Below are 16,672 nucleotides of genomic sequence, written 5' to 3'. Positions count from 1 at the left end.
ATGAAGTCCTTCGCAAAATTCGCCGCCGGCCTGGTCGCGGCCGGCTTCTTGTCGCTCGGCGCGGCACAGGCCGAGACCGTCAAGGTCGGCATCGCAGCAGAGCCCTATCCGCCCTTCGCCTCGCCGGACGCCTCGGGCAAGTGGGTCGGCTGGGAGGTCGAGATCGCCGACGCGATCTGCGCGGCGGCCGAACTCGACTGCGAGATCACGCCGGTGTCGTGGGACGGCATCATTCCCGCGCTCAACGCCAAGAAGATCGACTTCATCGCCGCCTCGATGTCGATCACCGCCGAGCGGATGAAATCGATCGATTTCAGCGACAAATATTACAACACCCCGACCGGGATCGCCGGCGCCAAGGCTGTCGAGATGGACGCCACGCCCGAGGGGCTGAAGGACAAGATCCTCGGCGTCCAGGTGTCGACCGTGCACGACGTCTACGCCAAGAAGCATTTCGCTGACACGGTTGCCGAGATCAAGGTCTACCAGACCCAGGACGAGGCCAATGCCGATCTGGCCGCCGGCCGCATCGATGCCACCCAGGCCGATTCGCTCGCCCTCGACGCGTTTCTGCAAACCGACCAGGGCAAGGCCTGCTGCGAGATGAAAGGCACCGTCGCGCCCGACATCGACGTGTTGGGACCGGGCGTCGGCTTCGGCGTGCGCAAGGGCGAGGACGATCTGAAGGCCAAGCTCAACGCCGCCATCGGCGCGATCCGCGACAGCGGCAAATATGACGAGATCACCAAGAAATATTTCGATTTCGACATTTTCGGCGGCTGACCCGCGCCAGGAAAGGCGCGCCCGCCGCCCCGCCCGCCACGCGGCCGGGCCGGGTGGCGGGCGCAGCGCCCTTTCACAGCCGGAGGCGGGCACCTGCTTGAAACCCTGCTGCAACTAAGCCTTTTCGAGCTGCTGGCCCCCAGCCCGCCCGGCTGGGGCGGCACGCTGCTGCGCGGCCTCGCCAGTTCCATCCAGATCGCGCTCGGCGCGTTCGGCATCGGCCTGTTGATCGGCACCGCCGGCGCCTGGGGCAAGCTTTACGGCGGCCCGGTCGTCCGCGACCTGTTGGAGGTCTACACCACCGTGGTGCGCGCGGTGCCCGAACTGGTGCTGATCCTTTTGCTCTATTACGCCGGCACCGATCTGGTGAACCGCACGCTCGAGGCCTTCGGTTATCCGCCGGTCGACATTTCCGGCCTCGTCGCCGGCATCGCCGTGCTCGGCGTCGTCCAGGGCGCCTATTCGACCGAAGTCATTCGCGGCGCCATTCGCGCCATTCCGCAGGGCCAGATCGAGGCCGCGCGCGCCTACGGCATGGCGCCGGGCCTGCTCCTGCGCCGCATCACCCTGCCGGCAATGCTGCCCTACGCCATTCCCGGCCTCGCCAATCTGTGGCTGATCGCCACAAAGGACACCGCGCTGCTGGCCGTCGTCGGCTTCAACGAGCTGACCCTGGCGACCCGCCAGGCGGCGGGCGCGACCAAGGCCTATTTCACCTTCTTCGTCGCCGCCGGCGCGCTCTATCTGCTCTTGACCCTATTTTCCAACGTCATCATCGCCCGCGTCGAGCGCTGGGCCCGTCGCGGCATGCCGCATGTGGGAGGCGCGGGCTGATGGCAAACGTCATCGAGGTCACCGGCAAGCCGCTGCCGCCGCTGCGCGCCTGGCTGAAACCGCATCGCGTGGTGCTGATCGCGATCGCGCTGGCGCTCGCCGCCTATGCCGGCTGGACCATGCGCTGGGACTGGATTCCCGACTACGCCCCGCTCGCCGTCGAGGGGGTGTGGCGCACGCTGTGGCTGCTGGTCGTGACCTGCATGCTGGGCTTCGCGCTCGCCGTGCCGCTCGGCCTCGCCCAGGCGGCGGGCCCCGCCTATCTGGCCGGGCCGGCGCGCGCCTTCTGCACGGCGATCCGCGGCACGCCGCTGTTGCTGCAATTGTGGCTGCTTTATTTCGGGCTGGGCTCGCTGTTTCCGCAATTTCCCTGGATCCGCGACTCGGAATTGTGGCCCTATTTGCGCCAGGCCTGGCCCTATGCCGTGCTGGCGCTGACCATGTCGTTCGCCGGCTACGAGGGCGAGGTCATGCGCGGCGCCTTTGCCGGCGTGCCGCGCGGACAACTGGAAAGCGCGCGCGCATTCGGCATGAGCCGCTGGAAAATTTTCCGCCGCATCTGGCTGCCGCAGGCGATCCAGCGCGCCCTGCCGACGCTTGCCGGCGAAACCGTGCTGCAACTGAAGGCGACGCCGCTGGTCGCCACGATCACGGTCGTCGACATCTACGCCGTGTCGAGCCGGGTACGCCAGGACACGTTCATCATCTTCGAACCGCTGCTGCTGCTGGCGCTGGTCTATCTCGTCATTACCGGGCTGATCGTCCTCGCCTTCCGGCGCCTCGAGGCCCGCATTCCCGCCAGGCTCGGCTGAGCGCACGACACCGGTGGGCAACGCGCCGATCGCGATTGCCGGGCGACGAAATTTCTTCTAGTCTTTACCAATTGATAAAAAATGAGGCGAACAACGCCATCAGGCCCGTAGCAACCAGAGGTGGACCCATGACGAAACTCTCTCCCGGATCAACACGCTCTCTCGTCTCGCGCCGCACCGTCTTGAAGGCGGCGAGCGCCACGGCGGTCCTTGCCGGCACTGCGACGCTGCCGTCGCGCCTGTTCGCCCAGGAACCGGTCAAGGTCGCCGCGATCTACACCGTCCCGGTCGAGCAGCAATGGGTGAGCCGCATCCACAAAGCCGCCAACGCCGCCAAGGACCGCGGCGACATCGACTATGTGTTTTCCGAAAACGTCTCCAACAGCGACTATGAGCGCGTGATGCGCGAATATTGCGAGGCCGGCCACCAGCTCGTCATCGGCGAGGTGTTCGGTGTGGAGGACGCCGCGCGCACCGTCGCCGCCGACTACCCCGACACCGCCTTCCTGATGGGATCGAGCTTCAAGCCCGACGACGCCCATCCCAATTTCGCGGTGTTCGACAACTATATCCAGGATGCCTCCTACCTGACCGGCATCATCGCCGGCGCGCTGACCAAGTCGAAGAATATCGGCATGGTCGGCGGCTTCCCGATTCCCGAGGTCAACCGGCTGATGCACGCCTTCATGGCCGGCGCGCGCGAGATGGCGCCCGACATCACCTTCCAGGTCGCCTTCATCGGCTCCTGGTTCGACCCGCCCAAGGCCAAGGAGACCGCCTTCGCCCAGATCGACGCCGGCGCCGACATTCTCTACGCCGAACGCTTCGGGGTCTCCGACGCCGCCCAGGAACGCAAGCTTCTGGCGATCGGCAACGTCATCGACACCCAGGCCGACTATCCCGAGACCGTCGTCGCCTCGGCGCTGTGGCATTTCGAACCGACGCTCGACAAGGCGATCGCCGAAGTCAAGGGCGGCTCCTTCAAGGCCGACGATTACGGCATCTATTCCTTCATGAAGCATGGCGGCTGCTCGCTCGCCCCGCTCGGCACCTTCGAGGGCAAGGTTCCCGACGAGGTGATGGCCAAGGTGGCGGAGACGGAAAAGGCGATCAGGGACGGTTCGTTCACCGTCGAGATCAACGACGAGGAGCCGAAGTCGAGCTGATCGAACGGCCTCTCCCGCCCGGGAGGGGCCGGAATTGGCTTTTTGCCATCCGCAATCGACCCGCGATCCGGGCGAGGCTCAAGACGCCGCTTCGGCACTCCTCGTCCGATCGCTCACAGCGCGACCGGCTTCGCCCCAACGCGGAGAAAGGGTCGTGACCGTTGCGACCGGGATCCCGATGACCGCCACACCCGTCCTGCATCTGCACAACATCACCAAGCGCTTCGGCCCGCTTGTCGCCAACGACGCGATCTCGCTCGAATTGCGGCGCGGCGAGGTCGTGGCGCTGCTGGGTGAAAACGGCGCCGGCAAGACGACGCTGATGAACATCCTGTTCGGCCACTATGTCGCCGACGAAGGCACGGTCGAGGCGTTCGGCAAGGCCTTGCCGCCCGGCGATCCGCGTGCGGCACTGGAAGCCGGCGTCGGCATGGTCCACCAGCATTTTACCCTGGCCGACAACATGACGGTGCTCGAAAATATCGCGCTCGGAACCCAGTCGTCCTGGTCGCCGCGCTTCGACCGCGCCACGGCACTCGCCCGCATCCGCACGCTCGCCGCCGATTTCGGTCTCGCCGTCGAACCGGACCAGACGGTCGCAAACCTCACCGTCGGCGAGCGCCAGCGCGTGGAGATTCTCAAGGCGCTTTATCGCGACGCGCGCGTGCTGATCCTCGACGAGCCGACCGCGGTACTGACGCCGATCGAGACCGAGGCGCTGTTTGCGACCCTGACAAAACTGGTCGCCTCGGGGCTTTCGGTGATCTTCATCTCGCACAAGCTCAACGAGGTGCTGGCGATCAGCGACCGCGTTCTGGTGCTGCGCGCCGGCCGCCTGTCGGGCGAACGCGAAACCAAGGGCACGACGCGCCAGGAACTGGCCGCGCTGATGATCGGCCAGGAGATCGCCCCGCCGGCGATCGCGGAGACGGCACCGGGACCCATCCTGCTCGAATGCGAGGCCCTCAGCGCCCCGCCCGCCTCCGGGCCGGTCGGCCTCGACGGCGTCTCGCTGACGCTGCGCGGCGGCGAGATCGTCGGACTGGCCGGCGTATCGGGCAACGGCCAGACGACGCTGGCGGCACTTCTGTCGGGCATTCACCGCCCGCGATCGGGCCGATTTCGCATCGCCGGCGAGGCGGTGGAGGCATGGTCGCCGGCGATCGCGCTGCAGGCCGGTGTCGCCCGCATCCCCGAGGATCGGCACGCCGTCGGCACGATCGGCGACATGAGCGTGACCGAAAACGTCATCGCCGAGCGTTACCGCTCGCCGCGCTTTTCCCGGCACGGCTTTCTCGACTGGGCCGCCGCGCGCGGTTTCGCCGAGGAGCTGATCCGCGACTACGACGTCAAATGCCCTTCGCCGGAAGCGCGCGTGCGCCTGCTTTCGGGCGGCAATATGCAAAAGCTGATCCTCGGCCGGGCGCTCGATCCCGATCCGAAGATCATCCTGGCCAACCAGCCCACGCGCGGTCTCGACGTCGGCGCGATCGCCTATGTGCATCGGAGACTGCTGGAGGCGCGTGCGCGTGGCGCGGCGGTGCTGCTGATCTCCGAAGATCTCGACGAGATCCTGACGCTCTCCGACCATGTCTGCGTGATGTTCAAGGGCCGGCTTTCGCCCCCTTCGGCGCGTGGCGAACGCTCGGTGCGCGACCTTGCCGAACTGATGGCCGGCCACGGCATGGAGGCGGCATGACGGCATCTCCCCGCCCCGCGATCGCGCGCGGCGCCCCGCCGCCCGCCGCCGACCACCACAAAGGCCATGGACGCCCTCATCATGCGGCTTGAACCCAAACCCGCGCCCTCGCTCGCCACCACGCTGGCCTATCCGGCGGGCGCGATCCTGGCCACAATGGCGATCGCCGCCATTTTGGTGCTGGCGGCCGGCGCCTCGCCGCTGTCGGTGTTCGCGCTGGTGGCCAAAGGCGCGGCCGGCTCGCAATTCGCCCTGTTCGAAACCCTGACCCGCGCCACGCCGCTCATCTTCACCGGGCTTGCGGTCGCGGTCGCCTTTCGCGCCAAATTGTGGAATATCGGCGCCGAAGCCCAGCTTTACGCCGGCGCCATCATCACCGTCGTGCTCGGCACCGGCGCGCTGCCCCTGCCGGCGATCGTCCTCATCCCGCTGATCATCTTGGCCGCGATGACGGCTGGCGCCCTGCTTCTGCTCGGTCCGGCCTTCTTGAAAACCCGGCTCGGCGTCGACGAGGTCGTGACCACGCTGCTGTTGAACTTCATCATGCTGCTCGTGGTCTCCATGCTTCTGGAAGGCGTCTTGAAGGACCCGATGGGGCTCGGCTGGCCGCAATCCGAACGCGTGATCGCTGAGGCCCAACTGCCGCGCATCGTCAAGGGCAAGCGCCTGCACTACGGTTTCGTGATCGCCGTCCTCGCCGCGCTTTGGGTCTGGGTAATCATGAAAAAGACCGCGCTCGGCTACGAGATGCGCGCCGTCGGCCACAACCCCGCGGCCGCGCGTTTCGCCGGCATCCCCGTCAACACGGTGCTGATGAAGACGGCGCTCCTGTCGGGGGGCCTGGCCGCGCTTGCCGGCTTTTCCGAAGTGTCGGGGCTGAAGGGCAACCTCACGCTCGATCTGTCGCCGGGCTTCGGCTACACCGGCATCGTGGTCGCCATGCTCGCCATGCTCAATCCGCTCGGCGTGATCGCCGCGGCGATCTTCGTAGCCGGCATCTTCGTCGGCGCCGACGCGATGAGCCGCACCGCCGACGTGCCGAGTTACATCGCCAATGTCATGACGGCGACCGCGCTTTTGACCATGGTCACGGCGATCATGCTGACGCGTTACCGCATCCGGTGGAGGTGAGCGTGATCGAAGCTCTGGAAATCCTGTTCACCGCCTCGTTCTGGGTCGCCGCGATCCGCATCGCCTCGCCGCTGATCTTCGCCACCATGGGCGAGCTGATCTGCGAGCGCGCCGGCGTGCTCAATCTCGGCATCGAGGGCATCATGGTCGCCGGCGCCTTCACCGGCTGGTTCACCGTCTATGCGGGCGGCGATCTGTGGACCGGGATCGCGGTCGCCGCGGCCACCGGCGCCGCCTTCGGGCTGCTGCACGGCACGCTGACTGTGCCGCTCGGCCTGTCGCAGCACGTGGTCGGCATCGGCATCACCCTGCTCGCCACCTCGCTGACCTATTTTACCTATCGTCTCGCCCTGCCGGAAGTGACCTCGCCGCCGAAAATCGACTCGTTCCAACCGCTGGAAATCCCGCTCCTGTCCGACATTCCGCTCGTCGGCCCGGCGCTGTTCGCCCAGACCCCGTTCACCTATCTCGCCTTCGCCACCGTCGCCGTGGTCGGCTGGGTGCTCTATCGCACGCCGCTGGGGCTGGCCGTGCGCGCCGTTGGCGAAAACCCGGCCGCCGTCGAGGCTCAGGGCATCGGCGTCACCGCCACGCGGATCGGCGCGGTGATGGCCGGCAGCGCGCTGATGGCCGTCGGCGGCGCCTTTTTGACCATGTCGGCCTTCAACTCGTTCTTTTTCGAGATGGTCAACGGCCGCGGCTGGATCTGCATCGCGCTGGTCGTGTTCGGCTCCTGGCGCCCGGGCAAGGCGCTGCTCGGCGCGGTGCTGTTTGCCGCCTTCGACGCCTATCAGGTGCGCCTGCAGCAGGTGACCGGCGGCGTCATCCCCTACCAGCTCTTCCTGATGCTGCCCTATGTGTTGTCGATCCTGGCGCTGATTCTCGTCGCCCGCCGCGCGACCTATCCCAAGGCACTGATGATTCCCTACCAGAAAGGCGAGAGATGAGTTTCGACCTGATCGTCAAAGGCGGCACCCTGCCCAACGGCCGAACCGCCGACATCGCGATTGCCGGCGCCAAGATCGCCGCCATCGAGCCCGGCATCACCGCCGAGGCCGGCCGCGTCGTCGAGGCGAGCGGCAATCTCGTCGCCCCGCCGCTGGTCGATCCGCATTTCCACATGGACGCCACGCTGTCCTATGGCCTGCCGCGCATCAACGCGTCGGGCACGCTTCTGGAAGGCATCGCGCTGTGGGGCGAGCTGAAGCCGCTCCTGACCCACGAGGCGGTCAAGGAGCGCGCGCTCGCCTATTGCGACTGGGCGGTTTCGATGGGGCTACTGGCGATCCGCAGCCATGTCGACGTCTGCGACGACCGGCTGCTTGCCGTCGAGGCGCTGCTGGAAGTCCGCAAGGAAGTTGCACCCCATATCGACCTGCAGCTGGTCGCCTTCCCCCAGGACGGGTTCTTCCGCTCGCCCGGCGCGCGCGAAAACACGCTGCGCGCGCTCGACATGGGCGTCGACGTCGTCGGCGGCATCCCGCATTTCGAGCGCACCATGGCCGACGGCACCCGCTCGGTCACCGCCCTGTGCGAAATCGCGGCCGAGCGCGGCCTGATGGTCGACCTGCACTGCGACGAGACCGACGATCCGCTGTCGCGCCACATCGAGCAGCTCGCCTACGAGACCCAGCGCCTCGGCCTCGGCGGCCGCGTCGCCGGCTCGCATCTGACCTCCATGCATTCGATGGACAATTATTACGTCTCCAAGCTCCTGCCTTTGATGGCCGAGGCCCAGGTCGCGGCGATCCCCAACCCGCTGATCAACATCATGCTGCAGGGGCGCCACGACAGCTTTCCCAAACGCCGAGGCCTGACCAGGGTCAAGGAAATGCACGCCCACGGCATCCGTGTCGGTTTCGGCCAGGATTGCGTGCTCGATCCCTGGTACTCGCTCGGCACCGCCGACATGCTCGACGTCGCCTTCATGGGTCTGCATGTCGCGCAGATGTCGCATCCCGACGAGATGCGCCGCTGCTTCGACATGGTCACCAGCGAGAGCGCGGCGATCATGGGGCTTGACGATTACGGTCTCGCGGTCGGCAAGAAGGCGAGCCTGATCGTTCTCGACGCCGGCGACCCGGTCGAGGCGATCCGGCTGCGGCCAGAACGGCTATGCGTGGTCGCCGCCGGCAAGGTGGTGGCCGAGCGCGACCGGCAACAGACCCGGCTTGCCCTGCCCGGCCGGCCGTCGACCGTCGCGCGCCGGCATCGCGCCCCGATCGCACGACAGGAATGACGCGACGCCCGCGACTGACCCCGGATCTCGTCCGGCGGGTTCACCGCGACCTCGCCGATCCCGGGCCGATGCAGCGGCAAAAATCCGTGCCCAAGAGCTGGTTTGCCGACACCGCGCGATCCCTGCGCGCCGCGCTGGCGCCCGGCGAGCCGTTGTGGGTGTTCGCCTTCGGCTCGCTGATCTGGCGCGCACCGATCGCCTTTGCCGACCGGCGCACCGGCCTCGTGCGCGGCTGGCACCGCGCCTTCTGCCTCGGCTGGGATACGCGTTATCGCGGCAATGTCGACCAGCCGGGCCTGATGCTGTCGCTCGACCGGGGCGGAAGCTGCAAGGGCGTGGTGTTGAAGATCGCACCGGAACGCCTCGACGCCGACCTTGTGCGTCTGCTTGAACGCGAGCCGCCGATCGTGCCGCGCTGGGTCAATGTCGCCACCGACACCGGCCCGCTGCGCGCCGTCGCCTTCGTCGCCGAACGCGGCTATGCCGGTTATGTCGGTGGCCTGAGCGAAAGCGAGATCGCCGACCGGCTGGCGGTCGCCGTCGGCTTCTGGGGCTCGATGGCCGAATATCTGCTCAACACGGTCGAGCATCTCGAACGGCTCGGCCTGCACGACCGGCATTTGTGGCGGATGCAGGAACTGGTGGCGGCACGCATCGCCGCCTTGCCGCAAGACGCGAGAACCGGCCGATGATGAATGCGGCTAATCCCGTCCCTTGATCGCCAGCGCGGCCGTCGTGTAACCGCCCGCCGCGCCGTCGACGAAATGGACGTGGTCGTCGCTCGTCACCGACGGCACGATGCAGGTCATGATCGCCTCGTCCTGCTCGAACAGGCCGTAATCGAGCAGTTTCTTGGCCGCCGCCTCGGCCAGCATCGCCTCCAGCCTGTCGCGGGTTTCGGCATCGCAATCGATCGTCATCTTCAGGCCGTCGTCGAACTTGCGGAAATCGGCGTTGGCGCTGGTCGTCTCGACATAATGGCCCGGATCGAACCCGCCGACCCCGCGCCCGGTCCTGAACAGAAAAAGCGCGAACAGCGTTTCGGCCAGAAGCCGCAGCTTGTGAAGCATCAACGAGCCGCCGCCGCGCCGGGCGCGCGCTTCGAGCTCCAGTCCGAGCGGCGGCCATTCGAAACCGGGGCCGGTCACCGGCACCGGGTGGCCGCCGCGCTCCAGCCCGACCGTTAGGGCGATGATCCGGCGCATGGCCTCGGCAACCGCCGCCGCCGGCGCATCCGCTCTGGGGATCGCGAGCAGCGACAGGATTTTGCCGTGCCGGGACCGCAGCGGCGTCCAGCGGCAGGACAGCCCGTTCAGATCGGGATAATCGCCCTCCGGCGCGGCGTCGACCCGGTAGTGCCCCCGCTTCATCTCGCCTTCCGCCCAGACCATGCCGCCACCCGAAAACATCGCATAATCGACGCCGGGAGACGGCGCATAGCGGGCAACGGCCAGCTCGTGGCCGGCCGCGCGGATCGCGCCGACCGGCACGATCGCGCCGCGCATCTCGATGTCGAATTCGCGCCTGGCCCAGCCGATCACGCGCGCCAGCGCATCACGCGCCCCGTCCAGCCGGTCCGCGCCGAAGCCGAAACCGGCGCCGTCGCCGCCGAACACGAACGGAAAACGCCGCCCGCCGGCCGCGTTGATCTGCGCGGAGATCACCGCCGCGCCGACCGTGTTGACCACTTTGTAGCGACCGGCCGCGATCAGTTCTGTCGAGCCGACAATATCGGCGGTGCCGACGAACCAGTCGTCCGGCACCGGCCGGTAGGCCGCCCCGTCCGCCAGGTCCTCGAAGCCGGCATGAACCGGCAGAGCGTCGTAAAAGTCGGAGGGGACCGCGCCCGCGCCCACCGCGTCGTCACCCGAGGACCGTTCGTTCATTCGCCATCACCCGCCTTGTTACCGCGCCATCCAAGCCGGCTCCGCCGCCGCCTTCAAGAGCGGTTTTGCCGGTTAGACGGTGCGCGGTCCGTTTTGGTTTCAATTCCGGCACCGTTTGGCGAACACGGTTGCGTGTTCGAGACCCGAGCGCCCGCTCCGCCTTGCGGCGCCGCCATTGACGAATGTAATAACATCACATAACCAGTGGGAATCGGCCGCGGTGCCGAGGATTTCACCGGACATGGCAATGACGGACGCCAGCCTGACCTTTTCCGACCTGACCCTTGGTTATGGCAGCCACCCGGCCGTGCATCACCTGAGCGGCCCCGTCGGGCGCGGCTCGCTGACCGCCGTGGTCGGGCCGAACGGCTCGGGCAAATCCACCCTGATGAAGGGCATCGTCGGCATCATCAAGCCGATGGCCGGCGCGGTTAAGACGGCACCTGGCCAGCGCCTCGCCTATCTGCCCCAGCAATCCGAGATCGACCGCAGCTTTCCCGCCCGCGTTGTCGATCTCGTTGGCCTCGGCCTTTGGCCGAAACGCGGCCTTCTGGGGCGCTACGACAGCCAGGACCGGGAGGATTTGCGCCACGCGCTCGACGCGGTCGGCCTTGCCGGCTTCGAGCACCGGCCGATCGACACCTTGTCCGGCGGCCAGCTGCAACGCGCGCTGTTTGCCCGCGTGCTCGTCCAGAAGGCGGATCTGATCCTGCTCGACGAACCGTTCAACGCCATCGACGCCAAGACCACAGCCGACCTGATCGCGCTGATCCGGCATTGGCATGGCGAAAGGCGCACCGTGCTCGTGGTGGTTCACGATCTCGAGCTCGTGCGGGAACATTTTCCCGAAACGCTGGTTCTGGCCCGCCGCGCGATCGCCTGGGGCCGCACGGACGAGGTCATGCGGCCCGATATCCTGGCGCGGGCGCGGCGCTTCGACGAGGCCTGGCACGACGACGCGCCCTGGTGCGCGGGGCACGGCCCGCAGGCCGGGCACGACCATGCCGGCGCCCGGCCGGCGCCGGTTGCGGCCGCGGCCGAACGGGGCCGATCCGCATGATCGAGCTGCTGGTGACGCCATTTGTCGAATTTGCCTTCATGCGCCGCGCGCTGCTCGGTGTCGTGCTGTTGTCGATGTCGTCGTGCCCGGTCGGCGTGTTCTTGATGCTGCGCCGCATGAGCCTGGCCGGCGACGCCATGGCGCACGCGATCCTGCCGGGCGCCGCCACCGGCTTCCTGCTGTTCGGCCTCGCCATCGTGCCGATGACCATCGGCGGCCTGATCGCCGGTGTTTTGGTCGCGCTCGGCGCGGGCGCGGTCTCGCGCCTGACTGTGCAGAAGGAGGACGCCTCGATGGCCGCCTTCTATCTGATCTCGCTCGCCGTCGGCGTGTTGATCGTGTCGCTGCGCGGCTCCAGCGTCGACCTGATGCATGTTCTTTTCGGCAGCGTGCTGGCGCTCAACGACGAGGCGCTGACGCTGATCGCCGGCATTTCGATCGCCACGCTGGCAGCGCTTCTGCTGTTATGGCGCGGACTGATCGCGGAATGTCTCGACCCGCTGTTCCTGCGCTCGGTGAGCGGCATCGGCCCGCTGGTCCATTTCGTCTTTCTGGGCCTGGTCGTGCTCAATCTGGTCGGCGGCTTCCAGGCATTGGGCACGCTGTTGTCGGTCGGGCTGATGATGCTGCCGGCAGCCGCCGCCCGTTTCTGGACCGCGCGTGTCGACACGATGTGCCTGCTGGCGGTCGCCATCGGCATCGCGTCGAGCACGGCCGGCCTGCTGTTGTCCTATCATTTCACCCTGCCCTCGGGCCCGGCCATCATCCTGTCGGCCGGCTTGGTCTATTTCGTCTCGATCCTGTTCGGCGCGCGCGGCATCGTGCGCGTGCTTTTGACCCGCCATCGGCACCGCACGGCCTGAGGCGGACGCGGGTTTGGCGGCCAGGCGCTTGCCAAGCCGGCGCCGAAGCGCTCTTGTGGCGGTCGACAGTCCACGACCCGCCCACTCACGGAGACCGCCATGGCCGCACGGCGCTACGAAATCTACGACGTCTTCACCGACCGTGCGCTTGCCGGCAACCCGCTGGCGATCGTGCGCGACAGCGACGGGCTTACGGGCGAGGCGATGCAGGCCATCGCCGCCGAATTCAACCTGTCGGAAACCGTCTTTGTCGGACCGCCGGAAAACCCGGCCCATACCGCCAGCCTGCGCATCTTCACGCCGAAGACGGAACTGCCGTTTGCCGGCCACCCGACCGTCGGCAGCGCGATCGCGCTTTACGAGGGCAAGGCACCGGCGGCGCCCGACGGCACCGCCCTTATCGTGCTTGAGGAAAAGATCGGCCCGGTGCGCTGTGCCGTCAGCGCGACGCCCGGCCGGGCGAGCTTCGCCGAATTCGACCTGCCGCGCCTGCCCGTGCCGGCCGCGCTGTCGGCCGAGCCGGAACTGATCGCCGCGGCCCTTTCGCTCGATGCCGACGAGATCGGCTTCGAAAACCATCGTGCCTCGGCCTGGTCGGCGGGCGTGCCTTATGTCTGCGTCCCGGTGGCCGGCCTCGAGGCGGCCGCCAGCGCCCGGCTCGACCCGCGACTATGGCTCGATATCGCGCCGCCGTCGGGCAACCTCATCCCCGGCGCCTATGTCTATTGCCGCGAGACGGTCGGCGAGGATTGCGCCTTTCACGCCCGCATGTTCGCGCCGCATGACGGCATTGTCGAAGATCCCGCCACCGGTTCGGCGGCGGCCGCCTTCGCCGGCGCGCTGGTCGCCTTCGACGCCCCGGTCGACGGGCCCGGCCATCACTGGATCGAACAGGGCGTCGAGATGGGCCGTCCGTCGCGCATTCGCCTGGAGGTCGAAACCGCCGGCGGCGCACTCACGGCCGCGCGCATCGGCGGCCACGCGGTCCGGGTCGCCGACGGGACGCTTTTCGTCTGAATTCTTCATGTGTCGAGGCTTGCAACGGCCGAAACGAGCGGCTATAGAGCCGCACGCTCGTGCTCCTTGAGACACGGCCCCGTGGGTGATTAGCTCAGTTGGTAGAGCAGCTGACTCTTAATCAGCGGGTCGTAGGTTCGATCCCTACATCACCCACCAATTATTTCAATGACTTAGCGGCGATGATAGCGGAACGCACCGTGAACGTGTGCCGGCACACGGCACATGTGTGACTTTCTGGTTCCGGCAAGCCAATCTGGCCCGCATTGTCGCGGCGATGCCCGGCCGCTGGCGGGCCGTTCCCACATCGCCGTCAGGCCCTCCGCACCGCCCGCATTTTCGGCCATTCAGCTTCGGTTCACGCGCGATCGGCAAGATTTCGTCCAGTCAAAAACTCTGACGCCGAAATCGCCTGTAAGTTGAAAAATCCATGGCGGATTTCTGCAAGAGCAAGGTCAAAACAGGAACAGGGCGCGCCAGCGCTTTACCATGACGAGATTTCGTGCCTAGCTTTGTGTCCCGCGGGTGGTGTGAAGTGCTTCATTTACCCGGAGGGCAAGCGGACCTAGTGAAGGCCCGAATAAAAAGGGACAGATAGCCTGCCAGGAGGAGGAGCATCCCATGGCCGCCAACCCGTTACATGCCCGTTATTTTTCACGCAATTCTCTCACCGGAAAACGCCTCGCCTTGGTTTCGGCGCTGCTTTTGGGGTCGTCCGCGCTGGTGCCCGCCGCTGTTGCGCAGGAGGCGCTGTCGGCAGGCGAGGCCTTTGCCACGCGCTTTTCCGGCACCACCGAAATCACCCTCGCCGACGGCGAGCGGCTGACCCTGATCGACGAAAGCGGCGTGGTCGGTTCCGTCGTCGACGTGCGCACTCCCGGCTTTGCCGCCGACGGCCGCCACTGGATCGACGAGCCGCAACGCCTTCCCGTTACCGCCGGCCAGGTCGGCCAGGTCTTCGGCATCGCCATCGATGACGGCAGCCCGGCCAATATCTACCTGACCGCCACCTCGCAATTCGGCCTGCATCGCGATCCCGACAACACCGACTGGCTGCCCGGCCAATGGGGCGAAGGCGGTCCCGGCGGGCTTTACAGGCTCAACGCCGACAATGGCTACCAGCCGGAACTGCTGGCCGCGATCACGCTCGACGGGCGCGAAAACACCGGCGCCGGTCTCGGCAATGTCGCCTTCGACAAGGCGCACGGGCAATTGTTCGTCTCCGATCTCGAAACCGGCATGATCCACCGCCTGGCGCTCGACGGCACGCAGATCGACCGCTTCGACCACGGCGCGGCCGGGCGCACCGGCTTTCTCGACGCGATCACCGGCGAGAACCTGACCCTGCCGGCGGTCGCCTTCGACCCGGCCTCGGGCGCGGCGATCGGCGACTGCGCCGACGCCGGCGGGTCGCCCCAGATCTTCGCGCAGACGCCGGAATGCTGGAACTATGCCGATTTCCGCCGCCGCGTCTTCGGCCTCGCCGTGTTCACCGACCCGCTTTCGAACGAAACCCGGCTCTATTATGCCGTTTCGGGCGCGGACGGCATGGGCAATCCCGACTGGGACGGCGCCGGCGACGACGCCGCCAACAGTGTCTGGTCGATCGGCCTGGACGAGAATGGCGGGTTCGACGGCACCGACGTGCGCCGCGAAATCGTGCTGCCGGAATTCGGCGGCGATGACGCCACGCCGCGCGCGGTGGCCGACCTCGCCATTTCCAACGAAGGTGTGATGCTGGTCGGCGAGCGCGGCGGCGTTCGCAATCTCGGCCTCGATCAGCCGCAACCGTTCGCCACGCCGCATGCCGCGCGCGTGCTGCACTATACGCTGACGGGCGAAGGGTTCTGGTTCCCCCTCGGCCGCTACGATGTCGGCTTTCACGACCGCAAGTCGCTCGGCGCGCCGCATATCCGCGCCAATGCCGCCGGCGGTGTCGATTTCGGTTATGGCTATACCACCGACGGCACGATCGACGCCGAACGGCCCTATGGCAGCATCTGGGCCTCCGGCGATTCGCTGTGCTCGCCCGACGGGCCCTGCCTGGAGCCTTCGAGCGGCGAACGCAACGACATTTCCGAGGTGCACGGCCTCCAGGGCACTCCGGTCGAAGCGCTCGACGAGGTGCTGCCCGAGGCCGCGCTCGGCGCCTATCCGGCAACCGGCGATCCCTATCCCGCCGACGCCGTGCTCGCCTCCTACATGATCGATCTCGACACCAATATCGACGAGGCCGGCAACCCGATCGCCGTCGAGGCGCTCAAGCACGACGCCACCAAGATCGGCGACGTGGAAATCTATCGCGCCGGCCCGGGCGCCCCGCCGCCCGGAGAACCGGCCCTGCCGCAGCCGCAAGGCTACGATCTCGACATCGACAAGAGCGGTCCGGCCGAATGTCTGCCGGGTTCGGAATGCAGCTTCACCATCAAGCTGACCAATAACGGTCCGGCCGATTTCTCCGGTCCGGTCTATCTGTGGGACGTGATCGAACCCGAGGCGGCGCCGTTCGTCGACGTGATCGGAACCGGCTGGAACTGTTTCGAGCTCGACGCGGGCATCCAGTGCTACAATCCGAGCGTGACGCTCGGTGTCGGCGAATCGACGGAATTCGCGCTCAAGCTCTCCATTCCGGCCGGATATCGCTCCGACATCCTGACCAATTGCGTCAGCATCCAGTGGCTCTACGGTCAGGACGGCGGTGTCGACGTGCAGGCCATCCAGGTCGCGCTCACGCTTCTGGGCTACGACCCGGGCCCGGTCGACGGCATTATGGGCCCGCAAACCCAGTCGGCGCTGGCGCAATTGCAGTCCGATAGCGGTCTCGACCCGACCGGCGAACTCGATGACGAAACGCTCGGCCTGCTCTATCCCGGCCTGGTGGGGATCATCGGCGATCTCGACAGCACCAACGACCAGGACTGCCACGATGTCGGCACCGGCGATCCGGCGCCGATCCACTCCAAGTGGAACTCGCATCTGAAGACCGGCTCGCCGCATAACAAGATCCAGTCGCATCTCAAGACAGGTTCGCCCCACAACAAGATGCAGTCGCACCTCAAGACGGGTTCGCCCCACAACAAGCTGCAATCGCACCTCAAGACGGGTTCGCCCCACAACAAGCTGCAATCGCACCTCAAGACGGGTTCGCCCCACAACAAGCTGCAATCGCATCTCAAGACGGG

General features: G+C 67.1%; 14 protein-coding genes and 1 tRNA gene. 14 read left to right on the top strand and 1 reads right to left on the bottom strand.

Annotation, left to right across the window (positions count from 1 at the left end; all coding sequences use genetic code 11):
• The 9 genes from C7T96_RS12875 (at window position 1) to C7T96_RS12835 (ending at window position 9,356) form a co-directional block, all read left to right on the top strand.
• Complete coding sequence (locus tag C7T96_RS12875; RefSeq protein ID WP_106571634.1) at window positions 1-783, top strand: transporter substrate-binding domain-containing protein; 783 nt, start codon at window positions 1-3, stop codon at window positions 781-783.
• Between the two features lie 108 nt (window positions 784-891).
• Window positions 892-1,617, top strand: a complete 726-nt coding sequence (locus C7T96_RS12870) for an ABC transporter permease (RefSeq protein WP_245414142.1) — start codon at window positions 892-894, stop codon at window positions 1,615-1,617.
• A complete protein-coding gene (locus C7T96_RS12865; protein ID WP_106571632.1) occupies window positions 1,617-2,429 on the top strand; it encodes an ABC transporter permease in 813 nt (270 codons plus the stop codon). The genes C7T96_RS12870 and C7T96_RS12865 overlap by 1 nt, the downstream gene beginning before the upstream one ends.
• A 128-nt stretch (window positions 2,430-2,557) precedes the next feature.
• Window positions 2,558-3,595, top strand: a complete 1,038-nt coding sequence (locus tag C7T96_RS12860) for a BMP family protein (protein ID WP_106571631.1) — start codon at window positions 2,558-2,560, stop codon at window positions 3,593-3,595.
• 178 nt (window positions 3,596-3,773) lie between these two features.
• Window positions 3,774-5,294, top strand: coding sequence for an ABC transporter ATP-binding protein (locus C7T96_RS12855; protein WP_106571630.1), 1,521 nt, complete (start codon window positions 3,774-3,776; stop codon window positions 5,292-5,294).
• A gap of 81 nt (window positions 5,295-5,375) precedes the next feature.
• Window positions 5,376-6,425 (top strand): ABC transporter permease, encoded by a 1,050-nt coding sequence (locus tag C7T96_RS12850; protein WP_106571834.1) that lies wholly within the window; start codon window positions 5,376-5,378, stop codon window positions 6,423-6,425.
• A gap of 5 nt (window positions 6,426-6,430) precedes the next feature.
• Window positions 6,431-7,372 carry an ABC transporter permease gene (locus C7T96_RS12845; RefSeq protein WP_106571833.1) on the top strand — a complete coding sequence of 314 codons (942 nt, stop codon included), beginning with the start codon at window positions 6,431-6,433 and terminating at the stop codon, window positions 7,370-7,372.
• Window positions 7,369-8,664 carry an amidohydrolase family protein gene (locus tag C7T96_RS12840; RefSeq protein WP_106571629.1) on the top strand — a complete coding sequence of 432 codons (1,296 nt, stop codon included), beginning with the start codon at window positions 7,369-7,371 and terminating at the stop codon, window positions 8,662-8,664. The genes C7T96_RS12845 and C7T96_RS12840 overlap by 4 nt, the downstream gene beginning before the upstream one ends.
• On the top strand, window positions 8,661-9,356 hold the full coding sequence (locus C7T96_RS12835; protein WP_106571628.1) for a gamma-glutamylcyclotransferase: 696 nt from the start codon (window positions 8,661-8,663) through the stop codon (window positions 9,354-9,356). Before C7T96_RS12840 ends, C7T96_RS12835 begins: the two co-directional genes overlap by 4 nt.
• A 9-nt stretch (window positions 9,357-9,365) precedes the next feature.
• Here the strand turns inward: C7T96_RS12835 and C7T96_RS12830 are convergent, their stop codons facing one another.
• The gene (locus C7T96_RS12830) at window positions 9,366-10,550 is read right to left on the bottom strand and encodes a DUF3095 domain-containing protein (RefSeq protein ID WP_106571627.1); all 1,185 of its coding nucleotides are present in this window, start codon (window positions 10,548-10,550) and stop codon (window positions 9,366-9,368) included.
• Window positions 10,551-10,797: 247 nt separating this feature from the next.
• Here C7T96_RS12830 and aztA point away from each other — a divergent pair, with 247 nt between their 5' ends.
• From aztA to C7T96_RS24210, 5 genes are all read left to right on the top strand, one after another.
• Window positions 10,798-11,610: a zinc ABC transporter ATP-binding protein AztA gene (aztA, locus tag C7T96_RS12825; RefSeq protein ID WP_106571626.1), complete on the top strand. Its 813-nt coding sequence runs from the start codon at window positions 10,798-10,800 to the stop codon at window positions 11,608-11,610.
• Window positions 11,607-12,473, top strand: coding sequence for a zinc ABC transporter permease AztB (gene aztB / locus C7T96_RS12820; RefSeq protein ID WP_106571625.1), 867 nt, complete (start codon window positions 11,607-11,609; stop codon window positions 12,471-12,473). Before aztA ends, aztB begins: the two co-directional genes overlap by 4 nt.
• A gap of 99 nt (window positions 12,474-12,572) precedes the next feature.
• Window positions 12,573-13,490 carry a PhzF family phenazine biosynthesis protein gene (locus tag C7T96_RS12815; protein WP_106571624.1) on the top strand — a complete coding sequence of 306 codons (918 nt, stop codon included), beginning with the start codon at window positions 12,573-12,575 and terminating at the stop codon, window positions 13,488-13,490.
• An 83-nt stretch (window positions 13,491-13,573) separates the two neighbouring features.
• Window positions 13,574-13,649: transfer RNA gene (locus tag C7T96_RS12810), tRNA-Lys, on the top strand.
• Window positions 13,650-14,111: 462 nt separating this feature from the next.
• A partial coding sequence (locus C7T96_RS24210; RefSeq protein ID WP_199190473.1) for a peptidoglycan-binding domain-containing protein occupies window positions 14,112-16,672 on the top strand: 2,561 nt, incomplete at its 3' end.

The sequence above is a fragment of the Nitratireductor sp. StC3 genome, from assembly GCF_003015025.1.
In the GTDB taxonomy this organism is placed as follows: Bacteria; Pseudomonadota; Alphaproteobacteria; order Rhizobiales; family Rhizobiaceae; genus Mangrovimarina; species Mangrovimarina alexandrii.
The sequence above is the reverse complement of the archived record's forward strand: the minus strand, read 5'-3'. Positions and strand labels throughout refer to the sequence as shown.